This is a genomic window from Haloarcula sp. R1-2 (assembly GCF_011627385.1).
In the GTDB taxonomy this organism is placed as follows: domain Archaea; phylum Halobacteriota; class Halobacteria; order Halobacteriales; family Haloarculaceae; genus Haloarcula; species Haloarcula marismortui.
In genome coordinates this window covers 986552-1001204 of sequence record NZ_JAANTG010000001.1, presented here as the reverse complement: position 1 = coordinate 1001204, position 14653 = coordinate 986552, and the positions used below count along the sequence as shown (strand labels likewise).

General features: G+C 64.6%; 15 protein-coding genes. 10 read left to right on the top strand and 5 right to left on the bottom strand.

Features of this window, described 5'->3' with window-relative positions; all coding sequences use genetic code 11:
* Positions 1–179 precede the first annotated feature (179 nt).
* The 7 genes from G9C82_RS04990 (at position 180) to G9C82_RS04960 (ending at position 7072) form a co-directional block, all read left to right on the top strand.
* Entirely contained in the window at positions 180–1142 is a 963-nt protein-coding gene (locus G9C82_RS04990; protein WP_174789840.1) for an alpha/beta hydrolase, read from the top strand.
* A gap of 49 nt (positions 1143–1191) precedes the next feature.
* Positions 1192–1521: a ferredoxin family protein gene (locus tag G9C82_RS04985; RefSeq protein ID WP_004963273.1), complete on the top strand. Its 330-nt coding sequence runs from the start codon at positions 1192–1194 to the stop codon at positions 1519–1521.
* A 204-nt stretch (positions 1522–1725) separates the two neighbouring features.
* Entirely contained in the window at positions 1726–2580 is an 855-nt protein-coding gene (locus G9C82_RS04980; RefSeq protein WP_049919260.1) for an electron transfer flavoprotein subunit beta, read from the top strand.
* 2 nt (positions 2581–2582) lie between these two features.
* Positions 2583–4247 carry an electron transfer flavoprotein subunit alpha/FixB family protein gene (locus G9C82_RS04975; protein WP_127013517.1) on the top strand — a complete coding sequence of 555 codons (1665 nt, stop codon included), beginning with the start codon at positions 2583–2585 and terminating at the stop codon, positions 4245–4247.
* Positions 4240–5901: an FAD-dependent monooxygenase gene (locus tag G9C82_RS04970; RefSeq protein ID WP_127013516.1), complete on the top strand. Its 1662-nt coding sequence runs from the start codon at positions 4240–4242 to the stop codon at positions 5899–5901. The genes G9C82_RS04975 and G9C82_RS04970 overlap by 8 nt, the downstream gene beginning before the upstream one ends.
* A gap of 11 nt (positions 5902–5912) precedes the next feature.
* Positions 5913–6272 carry a hypothetical protein gene (locus G9C82_RS04965; RefSeq protein WP_127013515.1) on the top strand — a complete coding sequence of 120 codons (360 nt, stop codon included), beginning with the start codon at positions 5913–5915 and terminating at the stop codon, positions 6270–6272.
* A 68-nt stretch (positions 6273–6340) separates the two neighbouring features.
* Positions 6341–7072, top strand: coding sequence for a GNAT family N-acetyltransferase (locus tag G9C82_RS04960; protein WP_127013514.1), 732 nt, complete (start codon positions 6341–6343; stop codon positions 7070–7072).
* Here G9C82_RS04960 and G9C82_RS04955 read toward each other — a convergent pair.
* From G9C82_RS04955 to tmcA, 5 genes are all read right to left on the bottom strand, one after another.
* A complete protein-coding gene (locus G9C82_RS04955; protein WP_004963254.1) occupies positions 7069–8043 on the bottom strand; it encodes an LLM class flavin-dependent oxidoreductase in 975 nt (324 codons plus the stop codon). The genes G9C82_RS04960 and G9C82_RS04955 overlap by 4 nt on opposite strands.
* 75 nt (positions 8044–8118) lie before the next feature.
* On the bottom strand, positions 8119–9720 hold the full coding sequence (locus tag G9C82_RS04950) for a class I adenylate-forming enzyme family protein (RefSeq protein ID WP_127013513.1): 1602 nt from the start codon (positions 9718–9720) through the stop codon (positions 8119–8121).
* Positions 9721–9843: 123 nt separating this feature from the next.
* Complete coding sequence (locus G9C82_RS04945; protein ID WP_007188256.1) at positions 9844–10008, bottom strand: hypothetical protein; 165 nt, start codon at positions 10006–10008, stop codon at positions 9844–9846.
* Positions 10005–10502 (bottom strand): DUF456 domain-containing protein, encoded by a 498-nt coding sequence (locus G9C82_RS04940; protein WP_007188257.1) that lies wholly within the window; start codon positions 10500–10502, stop codon positions 10005–10007. Before G9C82_RS04940 ends, G9C82_RS04945 begins: the two co-directional genes overlap by 4 nt.
* Positions 10499–12826, bottom strand: coding sequence for a tRNA(Met) cytidine acetyltransferase TmcA (tmcA, locus tag G9C82_RS04935; protein WP_174789839.1), 2328 nt, complete (start codon positions 12824–12826; stop codon positions 10499–10501). Before tmcA ends, G9C82_RS04940 begins: the two co-directional genes overlap by 4 nt.
* Here tmcA and G9C82_RS04930 point away from each other — a divergent pair.
* The 3 genes from G9C82_RS04930 (at position 12825) to G9C82_RS04920 (ending at position 14653) form a co-directional block, all read left to right on the top strand.
* On the top strand, positions 12825–13838 hold the full coding sequence (locus G9C82_RS04930) for a nitronate monooxygenase family protein (protein ID WP_127013511.1): 1014 nt from the start codon (positions 12825–12827) through the stop codon (positions 13836–13838). The genes tmcA and G9C82_RS04930 overlap by 2 nt on opposite strands.
* Positions 13839–14051: 213 nt before the next feature.
* On the top strand, positions 14052–14414 hold the full coding sequence (gene rpl7ae / locus G9C82_RS04925) for a 50S ribosomal protein L7Ae (protein ID WP_004593501.1): 363 nt from the start codon (positions 14052–14054) through the stop codon (positions 14412–14414).
* Between the two features lie 11 nt (positions 14415–14425).
* Complete coding sequence (locus G9C82_RS04920) at positions 14426–14653, top strand: 30S ribosomal protein S28e (RefSeq protein ID WP_004516764.1); 228 nt, start codon at positions 14426–14428, stop codon at positions 14651–14653.

Sequence of the window (14653 nt, the reverse complement as noted above, 5' to 3'; positions counted from 1 at the left end):
AAATCGAAGACTGACCGTCTGGTCGCAGGCGTCCCGCCCGATAACCGACCTGTTCGCTTCGTTCGGAACGAGGCACCTGACGCTCAAGCCAGTTCCCAGCAGACCGCGGTGCCGACGCGTCGTTCGACCCCGAGGCGAGAGCTGATAGCGTCGGGCTTATGTCCACGACGGCCCGACCAATGCCCGTGACAGAACGCGCCCCGGAGTCAGTGACAGTGCAGCGCGACATCCCGTTCCACGAGGTGGACGGCGAGACGCTGACGCTCGACCTGTACGACGCAGCGGCGGCCAGCGGCCCGAAACCGGTCGCCGTGCTCGTCCGCGGCGGCGCGTTCACGTCTGGCGACAAGGGTGAGTTCGCCCGGCACGCGCTTGATCTCGCCGCGGACGGCTTTCTGGTCATCGAACCGCAGTATCGGCTCGCACCGGAATGGACGTTTCCGGCGGCGCTCGTAGATGTAAAAGCCGCTATCGAGTGGACCCGGACGGAGGGAGAAAGCTACGGCGCGGACACCAACCGAGTCGTGGGTGTCGGTCACTCAGCCGGCGCGAATCTCGTCGTCTTGGCCGCGCTGACGGCGGACGAACCCGGGTTCGAACCCGAACTGTACCCCGGCGCGTCTTCGGCACTGTCGGCCGCCGTCGGCTACGCCGGCGTCTATGACTTCCACGCGCTCGATACCGCGACTGATGTCCCAGCGGGTGAGGGCCATCGGGCGTATCTCGGCGGCGGGCCCGACGACGAACCTGCGGCCTACGACCTCGCCTCGCCGGTCGGTCAGGTGAATACCGACGCCCCGCCGACGTTGTTGCTCCACGGCTCTGAAGACGACGTTGTGCCGCCATCTCAGTCCGAACTGCTTGCCGATGCGCTCGGCCCCATGACCGATGTGGTCCACGAGACGGTGCCGTCGGACCACGGGTTCCCGTTCCACGGGGCCCAGTACGACGACGTGTACGAACGGACCGTTGAGTTCATTCGGCGAATCGGAACCGACAGTCCGGACACTGACGGCCCAAGAGGCGCAGGCGATGATACCGGCTTGCCCGGCGGCGACCTGTCAGGACCGACTGACCGCATCAGCGACCTCGGGTCGAGGGATGTTCACGGCTCGGATCGCCGCGACGGCCCCGGATTCTGACGGTCAGGTCGAAAAGTTAAGTAGCTCCCAAAAGTGAGATAAGATACCAATGGCCATAGACCCGGAGTTTGAGGAGAACCGCGACGTTGTCGAACAGCACGACGGACACAATGTCTGGGGCCCGGTCGACGAGCCCGAGGAACTGGGCATCCACGGGACACACGTCGCCGTCGACTTCGACATCTGCATCGCCGACGGTGCGTGTCTAGAGGACTGTCCTGTCGACGTATTCGAGTGGGTCGACACGCCGGATCATCCGGAGAGCGAGATCAAGGCTGACCCGGCTCACGAGGACCAGTGCATCGACTGTATGCTCTGTGTCGATGTGTGTCCGGTCGACGCCATCGACGTGGACCCGGGTCGCGCTGGTCGCATCTAAGTTACGAACGCTCCTGTTTTCGCTGGATTGTCGTACTTCGCACCCCGAATCTGAACGACCTGTAGCTATCGGTTCGTCAATATACTGGGCGCTGCCCGGATTCTCTGTCCCCTGAGACAGGGTCGCATACCTGTCATTCAGAATTGTAAACATACATTTATTATAGATTCTTGTGTGAGATACACTCACGAGGGTCATGGTACCATGCATACAGTTGTTATGACAAAGGGCGTTCCGGACTTCCGCGAAGGACAGGTATCGTTCGACGAGGACGGGCATCTCGAACGGGGAAAGACACCGACGGTGATGAACCCCAACGACAAGCACGCGCTCCGTGCGGCGTTCCAGACGAAAGTCCGCAACGGCGGCCACGTCTCGCTGATGAGCATGGGGCCGCCGGGGTACAAAGAGGTCTTGCAGGAAGGAATGCGGGACGTGTACGCAGACGACCTGTATCTCCTCTCGGACCGCGAGATGGGGGCCGCGGACACCTGGGCGACTGCGATGACTGTCGCCACTGGCCTCCAGAACCTTGAGGAGCAGCCTGATCTGGTGTTTGCCGGGTTCAAAACGGCCGACGGCGAGACCGGCCATACCGGTCCACAGACCTGCTGGTGTCTGGACTGGCCGATAATCACCCATGTTCTCTCACTCGATATCGACGAGGACGCGGGCACCGTTCGGGCGAAGCGACTGGTCGACGGCGACATCTCCGAGATTGAAACGGTCGAAGCGCCGATGCCGTGTTTCATCGTTGCCGACCCCGAGTTCGAACCGACCTATCGGAAGGCGAGCCACCGATTGAAACACAAGGACCTCCGCGAGGAGACTCAAGAGCGGGCCACGGAGTACGAGGAACACCTCACGGTCTGGGATCACGAAGATCTCAATCTCGACCCTGATTACATTGGCCTCGACGGCTCGCCGACCATCGTCGCCGGCGTTGACCCGATTCCAAAGGCCCCCTCGGAGCGAGAAGCGACGGTTATCGAGGCCGACGAACGCGAGGCATTAGAACCGGTACTGGACGAACTCACGCCGTACGCGGCAGGTGACTGACAATGCCTGATATCGATCCCACGGAACACGAGATCGCCGAACTCGGACCGAAGATCAAGGACGTTGACGACGCCGACGAACTACAGGCGATGCTGGCACTGGAGGAAGACGGCGAGGACCGGGTTCCCGTCAAGACGCTTATCAAGGACCGGATCGAGAAGGTCGAAAGCGACGATGACGGCGAGATAGATCCGGAAGCCGTCGACCTCTCCGACCTTACTGTCGCCGATGTGGCGAACATGGTCCGAGACGTTGACGATGCCGACGTGCTCCGGGACCTGCTCGAACGCGAGAAAGCGGGCCAGGACCGGAAGACAGCGAAATCCCAGATAGAGAGTCGAATCGAATCCGTCGAGGGGACCGAAGAAGCCGAGGGCGAGGCGGTGACGGAGGTCGAGTACGTCCCGCCGGAAGAGAAGTACCCCGAACTCGACCACCCAACCAACGACAAGCAGTGGGTCGAGGGAACCGTCGGCGCGGAGTACCGCGATATGTGGGTCTACTGTGAGACGCAGGCCGGCGACCTCGTGGACGTTTCGAAGGAGATGCTCGGGAAGGCTCGGGAACTGATGAACGACTACAACGCGGCGTACGATGAGGACGAGCGCGTCGTCGCTGTGCTCATCGGGGCCGACGCGAGCGACCACGTTGAAGATGTCATCGCCTACGGCGCGGATCTCGTCGTCTATCACGAGGACGACCGCCTTGATCGCTTCCGCCACCAGCCCTACACCAAAATCTTTTGTGACATGGCCAGAGCGGGTGGCGACCTGGCCGCCGATGGTCGTGAGGAGACCGAGTGGAAGGACTACCACGAACCGCGCTACACCGTCTTCCCGGCGACGAACAACGGTCGGGACCTTTCGGCGCTCGTTCAGGGGGAACTCGACTCAGGATTAGCGTCGGACTGTTCGGGGCTGTATATCGAGAGCGCGATGATATCCAACCCCGCGAAGGTTGGCACCGCCGGCGACAAGAAGGAGTTCGAGCGCGTGCTCCATATGAAGCGCCCGGACTTCTCCGGGTTCGAGTACTCGACGATTCTCTGTATCGACAAACCCCACCGGGATTTCCACCCACAGGGGGCGTCGGTGATTCCGGGGAGCTTCGAGATGCCCGACCCCGACTACGAACGCGACGGCGAGGTCGTCGACTACGAGATGGACCTTGACGACGACTGGTTCACAGTCGAGGTCGAGGAGTACGACCGCCTCTCTGGCGGTGTCGACCTCTCCGGCCACGACGTGATTGTCGCCGTGGGCCGCGGTATCGGCGACGACCCGACGCGGGGCATCGAGCAGGCGCTGGACCTCGCCGAAGCCTTCGACGACGCCGATCTGGGACTGTCCCGCGGAGTCATCACCTCATCGTACTCCTTCGACGGCCACGTCGAGCAGTACGTCACCGAGGAGCGACAGATCGGCGAGTCCGGGCAGGAAGTCGAACCCGACGTGTACATCGCCGCAGGTATCTCCGGGGCGATTCAGCACAAGGTCGGCTGTGACGAGTCCGATACGATCATCGCCGTCAACACCGACCCGGACGCCGATATCCGGGACTTCTCGGACTATCTCATCGAGGGCGACTTATTCGAGGTCTTGCCGCGCCTGACGGAGGCGGTCGAAGCCGGTGAACTGGGTGCGATGATGGAGGCCAGCGATGACTGACACCGCCGAGAAGTACGAGGCAGTCGTCGTCGGCTGTGGCCCGGGCGGGGCCGCTGCGGCGGCGACGCTCGCCCGCAACGGCGTCGAAACACTCGTCCTCGAACGCGGCGTCGACGCCGGGTCGAAGAACGTCTCTGGCGGGCTCATCTACGCCGAGGAGTCGGCACCCTACACCATCGACGGCCTGTTCCCGGACTTCCGCGAGGAGGCGACGGAGCGACCGGTGACGGAGAACATCATCCACAACATCGCCGGTGACAGGGTGAAATCCTTCGATATCGGCGACCTCCATCACCACGATACGGCGTGGGCCGACGCAGTGCTCCGTCGGAAGATGGACTCGTGGCTCGCCCAGCAGGTCCACGAACGCACCCGCGAAACCGGCGGCGGCTTGCTGACCGAGGTCCACGTCACCGGCCTGTTGCGCGAACGAGGCGAAATTGTCGGCGTGACGACAGAGGAGTTGGACCCCATCAAAGCCGACATCATCGTGGCGGCCGACGGCGTCAACTCCGAACTCGCCCGCGACGCCGGGCTGATGGACTGGGACGAGCCCGAGGAGTGGTTTCAGGGCGTCAAGGCAGTCGTCGACATGGAGCCGGAGGTCATCAACGACCGCTTCGACGTGGCCTCCGACGACGGCGCGGCCCACCTGTTCTCGGGCGACCTGTTCGACGGCGTCCGTGGTGGCGGCTTCCTCTACACCAATGAGTCCTCGCTGTCTATCGGCACCGTGTTCCACCTCGATTCTATCGCTGAGGAACGGGCGGAGCCCCACGAACTGCTCGACAGCCTGCTCACGCATCCGCTCATGGCCCAGTGGCTCGGCGACGAGTACAACGAGCGCGAGTACAGTGCGAAACTGGTTCCGGACTCGAAGAAGGCGGCCCATCCCTCCCCGCACAAGGACCGCCTCGTGCTGGTCGGCGACGCCGCCGGCCAGATGCAGGCACAGGGACCCATCATCAAGGGGATGAACCACGCGGTCACTGCCGGGGCGCTGGCCGCCGAGGCGTTCGCCGACGCGAGGGCACGCGGCGACCCGTCTCAGGCCGGCAAACTGTACGAGAAGAAGCTCCACGACGAGGGCGTGATGGACAAGCTCCGGCCGACCGGATACACGGTGTTCGGACAACTCGGCGAACTCGCTCCCGTCGACGACCTCTCGAACGCTATCGCCGAGTCCGCCGTCGGCCGGTTCGGGGTCCGCGCGGCAGCCGGACTGCTCGAACGGGCCTACTCGTCACCGCGGTTGGTGTCGATGATTCCCGACACCAAACTGCCCTACGTGACGCTGCCGACGGTCATTGCAGAGGAACTGGGTGAGCCCGTGACCGACGAGAACACCGTCTCGCCACCCGACCTGGGTGACCGTATCGGCGACCTGACCTATGACGTGGGTGACCCGCACATCGAACTGGTCGACAAGTCCTTCGAGGCCTCGGGCACCGCCGTCACGGCCTGCCCGGTCAGCGCCGAAGACTTCGGCGGCGGCTGTTACCGCGACGAAATGGTCCAGACCAACGGCAGCGAGGAACACCTCGTGAGCCTCGACACCCAGCCCTGCGTCGAGTGTGGCACCTGTGCTATCGTCGCCGACACCGAGTGGGAACACCCCGCTGGCGGGAAAGGCGTGGAGTTCAACCAGGGGTGACCCGTTCGGTGATGAGTGGCCAGTACGACGACCGCCTTCAGGTGCTCTCCCGCCGAGCCGAGCAGACCCGCGAGTCGCTGGACCCCGACCCGCCGGACGAGGAGCGCGCGATGGAACTCCTTCGGAACGGGTTCGGCCCCACGGTCGCGCTGTACTGTGAGGCCCGGACCGGCGGGTCGTGGGTCCGCTTCTCCGGGGCGGAGTTCGAGCGGCTGGAACGGATCATGAACGACTGGCTTGACTGCTACGCCGCCTGCTACGGCGTGGAGTTAGCCGGCACCTACAGCGTCAGAGCGGCCGCAGAACTGCTCGTCGATACACACAACGCTCGGGATGTGGCAGTGCTTCTGACCGGTGTTCCGGAGCAGTAGCGACTGTTCAGTTAAAAGTACATGGTTTTTGATAAAGGATTAAGTACTGTGTCGTGGTAGCAGATACCATGGAGCTGACAGAGCCACTGCAGTTCGACCACGAGGACAGACGGGACATCTACGAGTACGTCGAATCACACGGGTCTGTAGGACCGAGAGGCGCTCGGTCGGCGCTACAGATGGACCCGCGACCGTTCGGCCATCACGTTGCGATACTCAAACGCGACGGCGTACTGGAGGAGATCGACGGGAAACTCCGCGTCGCCTACAACGACACCGTCGAAGAAGAGTTCGAGGCCGACGATATGGAGTTCACTATCCGTCAGGCGCGACAGGAGGACCTGACCGGCCTCGTTGGGGCCATCCGGGCCGCTATCGGCGGCGGGGAGTACGTCGATGCGGAGACCGTCGCCGACGTGGTAGACAGCGAGGGCGTGCTGCTCCGGCACAACGAGCTGGAGTCACGCATCTTCTTCGTCGCCTGCATCAACGACGACGTGGTCGGGTGGGTCCACCTCAAACATCCCGAAGTTGAGAAGCTCAGTCACACGGCAGAGCTAACGCTGGGTGTGCTCGAACGGTATCGGGGCCATGGCATCGGCTCGCAGTTACTCGCCCGGGGCACCGAGTGGGCGGCGTCGAACGGCTACGAGAAGCTGTACAACTCTGTCCCATCGACGAACGAGGACGCAATCGAGTTCCTCGAAGACCACGGCTGGGACACTGACGCCATCCGTGAGGACCACTACAAGTTCGGCGACGAGTACGCCGACGAGGTGATGATGGAAATTGACCTCTAATTCGGCCCCAGCGCCCGAATTGTCTTCCGAGCCAGCTCCCCGTCGACCTGCTGTGGCACAGTTAGCAGAAGCCGGTCGATGACAGCTCTGTCCGCAATTTTATCCCGTTTCTCTCGCGCCTGTTCCGGCGTCCCGGCGATGCCGAGATCAGCCGTCATTTCGTCAGTGACGAGCTCCGTCGCCTCGCCGCGGTCACCCGCCTGCCAGGCGTCGGCGATGCGCTCCGCTCGGTCCGGATACGTCTCCGCAACAGCCCGGCGGTACCCCTCGCCGCTGCCGACGTAGTAGGCGATGTGTTGCCGGAGTTCCTCGGTCGCTCGCTCGGAATCCTCGTGGACCACTGCCGGCACGTACGGTGCAACGGTGATGTCGTCTGGGTCCCGGTCAGCGTCGCGTGCCGTCTCTGCGATGTAGTCGAACGCCGACTCCAGTTCGGAGAACGCAATCATGTGGGGCAGCCAGCCGTCAGCGAGTCTGGCGACGACTCGCCTGTTCGCCGGCCCGAGGGCGGCGTGGTACACCGGCACGTCACGGTCTAGCGGCGGCACGCCCCTGACCGAGACCGCCTCACCGTCGTAGGTCACCCGCTCGTCGCCCGTCATGAGTTGTTTGATGATATCGATCGTCTCGTGGGCGCGACGGACCGGTCGCTCGAACTCCATGCTGTGCATATTCTCGATGGACCGGGCTGTACTCGTTCCCAGCCCCAGCACTGCCCGTCCGTCCGAGACCCTGTCGAGGGTCGTCGCTGTCATCGCCAGCACGGCCGGTGACCGTGAGAAGACGTTGAGTATCGCGCTGCCGATCTCGATATCGTCGGTCCGTGTCGCGATATCCGTGAGTTCGACAACGGAGCTAGCGCCCCACAGTTCGTTCAGCCAGACCGAATCGTAGCCGTGTCCTTCGGCTTCGACGGCCAGCTCGATTGTGCTGTGGTCATCAACGCGTGGCACGACGACTCCTAGATGCATGGTGTGACCGACTGTTGGAAACCTAATAAAGAATCGTGTTAATACCGTCCCAGCGTCTCACAGCTACCGCCGCGCTCACTCCTGGCCGATCATCCGCTCCTGCTCTTGCCAGTACTCTTCGCGGAGTTCGTACTTCTGGATTTTCCCGGTCGCCGTTTCAGGGAGCGAGTCCCGGAAGTCGATGCCTGTGGGGACCTTGTAGCTCGCGACGCGTTCTCTGAGGAATTCGAGGATATCCTGTTCGGTCGCGTCGCTGTCGGCCGTCGGGACGACAATTGCCATCGGGGTCTCGCCCCAGTCCTCACTCGGAGTTGGAATGACCGCGGCTTTCAGGACACCGGGGTGGTCGTACAGTTCGTCCTCCAGTTCGATCGAGGAGATGTTTTCGCCGCCAGAGATGATGATGTCCTTCCGGCGGTCCATGATCTGTATCATCCCGTCCTCGTCCCACGCCGCGAGGTCCCCAGTGTGGAAGTACCCCTCGGCGCGGTCGTTGAATGCTTCCTCGGTGATCTCGGGTTTGTTGAGATAGCGGTCCATTACCTGGTTGCCCTGCACCACGACCTCGCCGATCGTCGCCCCGTCGCGTGGCACGTCGGTCCCGTCCTCGTCGACGATTCGGATGTCGGTACACAGCGTCTCTGAGCCCTGCTTGACCTTGAGTTCACGGCCCCGTTCGGCGATACGCCGCGGGGAGTTGCTGGTCGTGATGATCGGGGCCGTCTCGGTCAGGCCGTAGATGTGGATGATGCGCCAGCCAAACTCGTCTTCGACGCGCTCGATGGTCGCCGTCGCCGGGGCGCTGCCGGCCGTCGCGATCCGCACGTCGCGGTCCCCCTGTGTCACTACGTCGCCGTCGTTTGCTCGGTAGTGCTGAATGAGCTTGTTCAGCACCGTCGGCGCGCCACACATGAACGACACGTCGTACTCGCGGACCCGACGGAAGGTGTCCGCGGCGTCGAAGGTCCGCTGGCAGACGTGCGTCCCGCCGGTCCCGGTGATAGCGTAGGTGTGGCCCCAGCCGTTGCAGTGGAACATCGGGAGCGTCCAGAGGTACGTGTCGTCGTCGCGTATCTCCATGTGCTGATTGAGCACCAGCGAGTGCCAGCTTTCGGTCCGATGGGTCCTGACCACGCCCTTCGGGTCCCCCGTCGTGCCGGACGTGTAGTTGATGCTGGCGTCGTCGTCCTCGGTCATGTCAGGCCGGTCCGGTTCGGCTGTCGGCTGCCCGTCGAGGACATCGCCGTACCCCTCCCAGTCCCCGTCGATACGGTCGGGCTCGTAGCCGATGAACGTCTCCGCAGGGATGTCGTCCCGTACCGGCTGGACCTTCTCCGCGAAGTCGTAGTCGGCGATGACCGTCGCGGCTTCACAGTCGTTCAGAATATACTCGATTTTCGTGGGGTCGAGCCGGTAGTTCAGCGGGACGAACACCGCGCCGAGTTTGTTTGTCGCGTACAGCGTCTCGATGAAGTAGTGTGTGTTCGGCGCGAGGACGGCCACGCGACTCCCCTTCGAAACACCGCGGTCCGACAGCGCGTGTGCCAACTGGTTGACCCGCTCGTTTACCTCCGCGTACGTGTACTCGGTGCCGTCATGGGCGACGATACCGGTCACGTCGTCGTAGATGTCCGCTGCACGGTCGATGAAGTCGGTGGTGAGCATCTCGCGTTTCATGATAACATGCCTCAATTGTCGTATTCAAACCCAATTATTATTATATTTTCTTCGTGAACGTTTGACACCCTCTTAGCTCGGTACCTACGTGTGAATTAAATCGTCAATTTCTACGACAGCAGTCTATGGCCACTCGTCCTCGTGGCCGTCCATCGGCGCTGGGACGACGCCGTCCTTCTGCGCCCAGACGCGAGCGTGGGCCGGACACACGTCCCGGTTCGCGTCCCAGGGGATGTGGAGCTCGACCGCGGCCTCGTTTTCGCAGCCGTCCTCCGCACACTGTGTCATAGAAGCGCGACGGCAATCATAGTGACCAGTATCGACGCGGTCAGCAAGGCCTGGACGACGCCGGAGGCCAGCATTCCGACGGTGGTTACCAGCGCGGCCTTCGCGCTCCCTCTGGCGTCCTCCTGCCGATAGAACTCGACGACGAACACCGTCCCGGCGACGCCCAGCAGGATGCCGAGCGGGCCGGTGACGAAAAAGAGAACGAGCGCTACGACGCCGGCGAGGGCCGCCGTCCAGTTCGACGCCCCGCCAACGCGTGCAGCAACGGCTCCGCCCGCGATATCGACGGCCCACGTCAGCAGGCCAACCAGCGTCAACAGGGCCAGCAAGAGCGTCCCGGGGTCGGTCATGCCGCTGGCGACCCAGTAGAGATAGACGCCGGCGAGCGAGACGAGCGCGCCGGGGACTTGGGGCGTGAGGCTACCGATGACACCGCCGATCAGGAGCGCAAACGCGAGTACAAACAACAGCGCTTCGAGGCCAAGCAGGCTCATAGGTGTCTGTCGAGTTCCTCCTGTACCCAAGGGTCGCCGTACAGACGCGTCAACCTTTCGACTATTCCGCCGAGGGTACGCATGCACTCACGCTCAGAGACGAACGCCAGTTCCTCGGTGACAGTTGACCATGGATGTGCCTGCAAGACCTTTCGGACAAGCAGGCGTTCCTCCCGCGGCGAGAGCGCGGTCGCGTCGGCTGGGTGCGACAGGTGTCGGCGGGTGAGGTCACGGAACGGCTTCGGGTTCGTGTCGAGAACCGACGCGCCGCCGGGGACGCCGGCAACCAGCCGCCATTCCCACTCCGAGAGCGATACCGGCCGCTCGCCGTCGGTCGCTCGAAGCACGGCCCGAACCACGTCGGGGTCACAGTCGTCGAGTGGGTCCGACAGCACCGCCGCGATTCGGTCCTGAAACCACTCCCTGTGGCGCGCCGCGAGCGCCGCCCCGTCGTCGGAACAGGGGTCGAGCATCACGACGGAGTACTCGCCGCTGGTCGCGTTCCGTGAGGTTGCGAGGTGGACGGTGTTGTAGCCGTTATCTGCCCAGAAGCGGACGAGTTCCGGCGTTGCACCGTAGCTGACCCCAACCCAGTCCACATGGTCGGCGAACTCCGCTCTGATTTCCGAGAGGAGTTTGGAGCCGAGTCCACGGGACCGGACCGCAGCGTGGGTTGCGATGCGGAGGACTCGCTGGCCGACCGGAACCCCGGCGGCTTCGTCCCGGAGTTGTGTCGATAGCACGTCTGGGAGCATATTCCCGCGAACGCGTCCGCCTTCGTACATCGTAGCCCGGGTCGACGCCGAGAGCCCGCCTTCCTGTGCCAGCAACGCCACTGCAACGACGTGGCCTTCGTGGGTCAGCGCCCGGACGGTGAGGTTCGGTGCATCAAGCAGTCGGGCCAGGTCCGAGGGTTCCGTCCGGTAATGCGCCAGCACGAGCAGGCCAAACACCTCCCGGAGCAGGTGCGTGTCGGCGAGCAGGTCAGCCGCCGACAGCTGTCGGTACTCGACGGTCTCCGGCGTCGCGTCTTCGATAAGCTGGTCGACCGGCGGGCGCGCGTCCAGCAACAGCGCCCGGAACGCCCACACCTCCACAGGGTCGGCGTCGCTGTATCGAATCGGCGTCGTCATCGATACGTCGGTGACGGCGAGGTCGCTTTCGGCAAGTCGGTCACGGAACCGGACGGAGAAGCCCCGGCCTGCCCCCTCGTAGCCGTGGACCGTCGTCGTGAAGGCGACCGCCGGGGCGTCGAGGAACTGTTCGAGTCGCCGGACCGGCAGGGCCGCGGCCTCGTCGACGATGACCACGTCGGGACCATCCGGAAGCGATGCCGCTTCGTCCGGCGGCGCATACCGCACGCAGCCCGCCCCTGCAACGTCGAGCCGCTGGGGGTTCGTCGCCCGGTCGCGAGCGAACTCGACGCCGAGCGTCTCCAGAAGATGTCCCGCCCGCGCGAACACCTCGGCGGCGCTCCGGTACTGCGGCGCGGTCACCAGTACGTCCCGCCCCTCGACGGCGAGGTTTCCGGCTGCCAGCCCGGCGGCGCTGGATTTCCCTCGCCCCCGGTCGGCCTCGACCACGACTGCCTCGCCGTCGTCCCGCAGAGATTCGAATGCCTGGACCGCGTCCCGCTGGTCGTCGGTGAGACACTGAGCGTAGGTCTCGGCGCGGAACCACGCGTCGGTTGGCGGGGTCGGGCTCGGAACCGGGCGGCTCGGTGGCGGGTCCGTCAGGCCGTCCTGCTCGACAGTGCCCGTGTCGGCATCGACGATAGCGATACCTCGGTGTGCTCGCAGCGTTTCGACGAACCGACGGCGGAAGTGGCCGCTCACGTCTTCGACGCTGAACGGCGGGACTGCGAGCGAGGCGTCGAACCCGTCGCGCTCCTCGGGCCACGTCTCCAGCGGCGGCGCGAGGAGGACGTAGAGGCCGCCGCCGTCGACAGCACCGACGGTCCGCCCGACCGCGTCCGGCCGCAGTTCCTCGTGCGCATCGAGGACGACAGCTGTCCGAGTCCGGCCGAGAAGCTCCTCGGCGCGGGACTGCTCGTGATGCTCACAGTCGAGGAACGGCTCCGGGCCGACGACGGTCGTCTCCGCGCTGGGAACGTCCGCCAAATCGAGCGCTGTTGCCGCTCGCTCCCGGGTTCGGTCGGGGTCGCCCGCCAGAACGAGTAGCCGCCGCTCGTTCGCGCGGCGGGCCTCCGCTCGAAGCGAGCGCGCGATGTCCATACCGGTGGTGGCGGACGCGCCAGTATGGACCTGACGGTCACGGCGCTCCCCAGGTACGCTTTTTATCGGACCGGACACAGTCGTCGGCATGGCTCCCCTCCAGACCCCGCTCTGTTCCGAGATCGGTATCGACCACCCAGTCGTGCAGGCACCAGTCGGGAGCGTCTCGACGCCGCCCCTGGCCGCGGCAGTCGCTGACGCGGGCGGCCTCGGGATGCTGGCGATGTCGTGGCGCGAGGCCGACGCGATTCGTGACGCGTACACGGACGCTGCAAACGCGACTGACGGCGTGGTCGGCGTCAACGTCGTCCTCGACGAGTCGACGGGCGTGCTCTCACCGTCGGCGTGTCTTGATGCCTGTCTGGACGCGGGCGCGTCGGTCGTCTCCTTCTCGTTTGGCGATGCCGGGCCGTACATCGACCGGGTCCACGAGGTCGGCGGGACGGTGATGGTCACGGTCGTGAGCGCGGCCGAGGCCAGGGCGGCCGTCGACGCCGGGGCCGACGTAGTGGTCGCACAGGGCCGGGAGGCTGGTGGCCACGTCCAGAGCGACGTGACGACGATGTCGTTGCTCCCGCGGGTGGCCGACGCGGTTCCGGTCCCGGTCGTCGCGGCCGGCGGTCTCGGGGATGGTCGCGGCCTCGCGGCGGCGCTGACGCTGGATGCTGACGGCGGCTGGTTCGGCACTCGGTTCGTGGCAACCGAAGAATCGGGCGCGCACGAGGCATACCGGCAACAAATCGTTGACGCGCCAGAGACGGCGACGCGGTTTACCGACCTGTTCGACCGGGGCTGGCCGGACCAGCCACACCGAGTCCTCGAAACCGACGAGGTCCGACAGCAGGCAGGACATGACTTAGATGAAATCGACGACGCCAGCGACCCCGAACAAATTGCACAGATGCCCGACGGCGAGCCGATTAGTCGGTTTGCTGATATGCCCCCGATTGCGGGGATGACCGGCGATGTCGAGGCCCTGCCACACTACGCCGGGCAAAGCACCGGTCTCGCACAGGACGTCCGGCCCGCCGGTGAGGTGGTGGCCCGTCTCGTCTCGGACGCGCGGGCCGCGCTGGCCGATGCGTCGGCGGCCGCGGAATAGGCAGACCCCCCGACAGCACCCGTGTGGCGGGCTGGCACGGGATTTCGGCTTCGAAAGCGCTTTTAGGGCCGGTAGCACAGAATGGGGTACAGCCTGCGCCGAGTTGATGATGCTCCCAGCCTTTTCAGGATACACACCATCACGGTGTGACGGGCCTCGCGGCCCGGACACGGCGGGGGAGCCTGAGCTCGCGCGCAGGAGGTGAACATACAAATGCCAGTATACGTAGATTTCGACGTTCCCGCGGACCTCGAAGACGACGCCCTTGAGGCGCTCGAGGTTGCCCGGGACACAGGCGCAGTAAAGAAGGGTACAAACGAGACGACCAAGTCCATCGAGCGCGGCTCCGCTGAGCTCGTCTTCGTCGCCGAAGACGTCCAGCCCGAGGAAATCGTCATGCACATTCCGGAGCTTGCCGACGAGAAGGGCGTTCCCTTCATCTTCGTCGAGCAGCAGGACGACCTCGGTCACGCCGCCGGGCTCGAAGTCGGCTCGGCCGCCGCAGCCGTCACCGACGCCGGTGAGGCTGACGCCGATGTCGAGGACATCGCCGACAAGGTCGAGGAGCTTCGGTGAGGTGACCTCGGATGAGCGCTGAGGAATCCGAAAGCAGCGGTTCCACGCCCGCCGAGGTTATCGAAGTCGTGGGCCGGACGGGGATGCACGGCGAGGCCATGCAGGTCAAGTGCCGCATCCGCGAAGGCGAGAATCAGGGGCGCATCATCACGCGCAACGTTCTCGGCCCGGTCCGCGAAGGTGACGTGCTTCAGCTCCGCGAGACGGCTCGCGAAGCCGACACCATCGGAGGGCAGTAA

Bases quoted from the DNA above. Each gene is read 5' to 3' on its own strand.
- G9C82_RS04960 (WP_127013514.1), top strand. From the start codon at position 6,341: ATGGAGCTGACAGAGCCACTGCAGTTCGACCACGAGGACAGACGGGAC.
- G9C82_RS04950 (WP_127013513.1), bottom strand. From the start codon at position 9,720: ATGAAACGCGAGATGCTCACCACCGACTTCATCGACCGTGCAGCGGAC.
- G9C82_RS04955 (WP_004963254.1), bottom strand. From the start codon at position 8,043: ATGCATCTAGGAGTCGTCGTGCCACGCGTTGATGACCACAGCACAATC.
- G9C82_RS04920 (WP_004516764.1), top strand. From the start codon at position 14,426: ATGAGCGCTGAGGAATCCGAAAGCAGCGGTTCCACGCCCGCCGAGGTT.
- G9C82_RS04930 (WP_127013511.1), top strand. From the start codon at position 12,825: ATGGCTCCCCTCCAGACCCCGCTCTGTTCCGAGATCGGTATCGACCAC.
- G9C82_RS04975 (WP_127013517.1), top strand. From the start codon at position 2,583: ATGCCTGATATCGATCCCACGGAACACGAGATCGCCGAACTCGGACCG.
- G9C82_RS04945 (WP_007188256.1), bottom strand. From the start codon at position 10,008: ATGACACAGTGTGCGGAGGACGGCTGCGAAAACGAGGCCGCGGTCGAG.
- G9C82_RS04940 (WP_007188257.1), bottom strand. From the start codon at position 10,502: ATGAGCCTGCTTGGCCTCGAAGCGCTGTTGTTTGTACTCGCGTTTGCG.
- G9C82_RS04980 (WP_049919260.1), top strand. From the start codon at position 1,726: ATGCATACAGTTGTTATGACAAAGGGCGTTCCGGACTTCCGCGAAGGA.
- G9C82_RS04965 (WP_127013515.1), top strand. From the start codon at position 5,913: ATGAGTGGCCAGTACGACGACCGCCTTCAGGTGCTCTCCCGCCGAGCC.
- G9C82_RS04985 (WP_004963273.1), top strand. From the start codon at position 1,192: ATGGCCATAGACCCGGAGTTTGAGGAGAACCGCGACGTTGTCGAACAG.
- tmcA (WP_174789839.1), bottom strand. From the start codon at position 12,826: ATGCCGACGACTGTGTCCGGTCCGATAAAAAGCGTACCTGGGGAGCGC.
- rpl7ae (WP_004593501.1), top strand. From the start codon at position 14,052: ATGCCAGTATACGTAGATTTCGACGTTCCCGCGGACCTCGAAGACGAC.
- G9C82_RS04970 (WP_127013516.1), top strand. From the start codon at position 4,240: ATGACTGACACCGCCGAGAAGTACGAGGCAGTCGTCGTCGGCTGTGGC.
- G9C82_RS04990 (WP_174789840.1), top strand. From the start codon at position 180: ATGCCCGTGACAGAACGCGCCCCGGAGTCAGTGACAGTGCAGCGCGAC.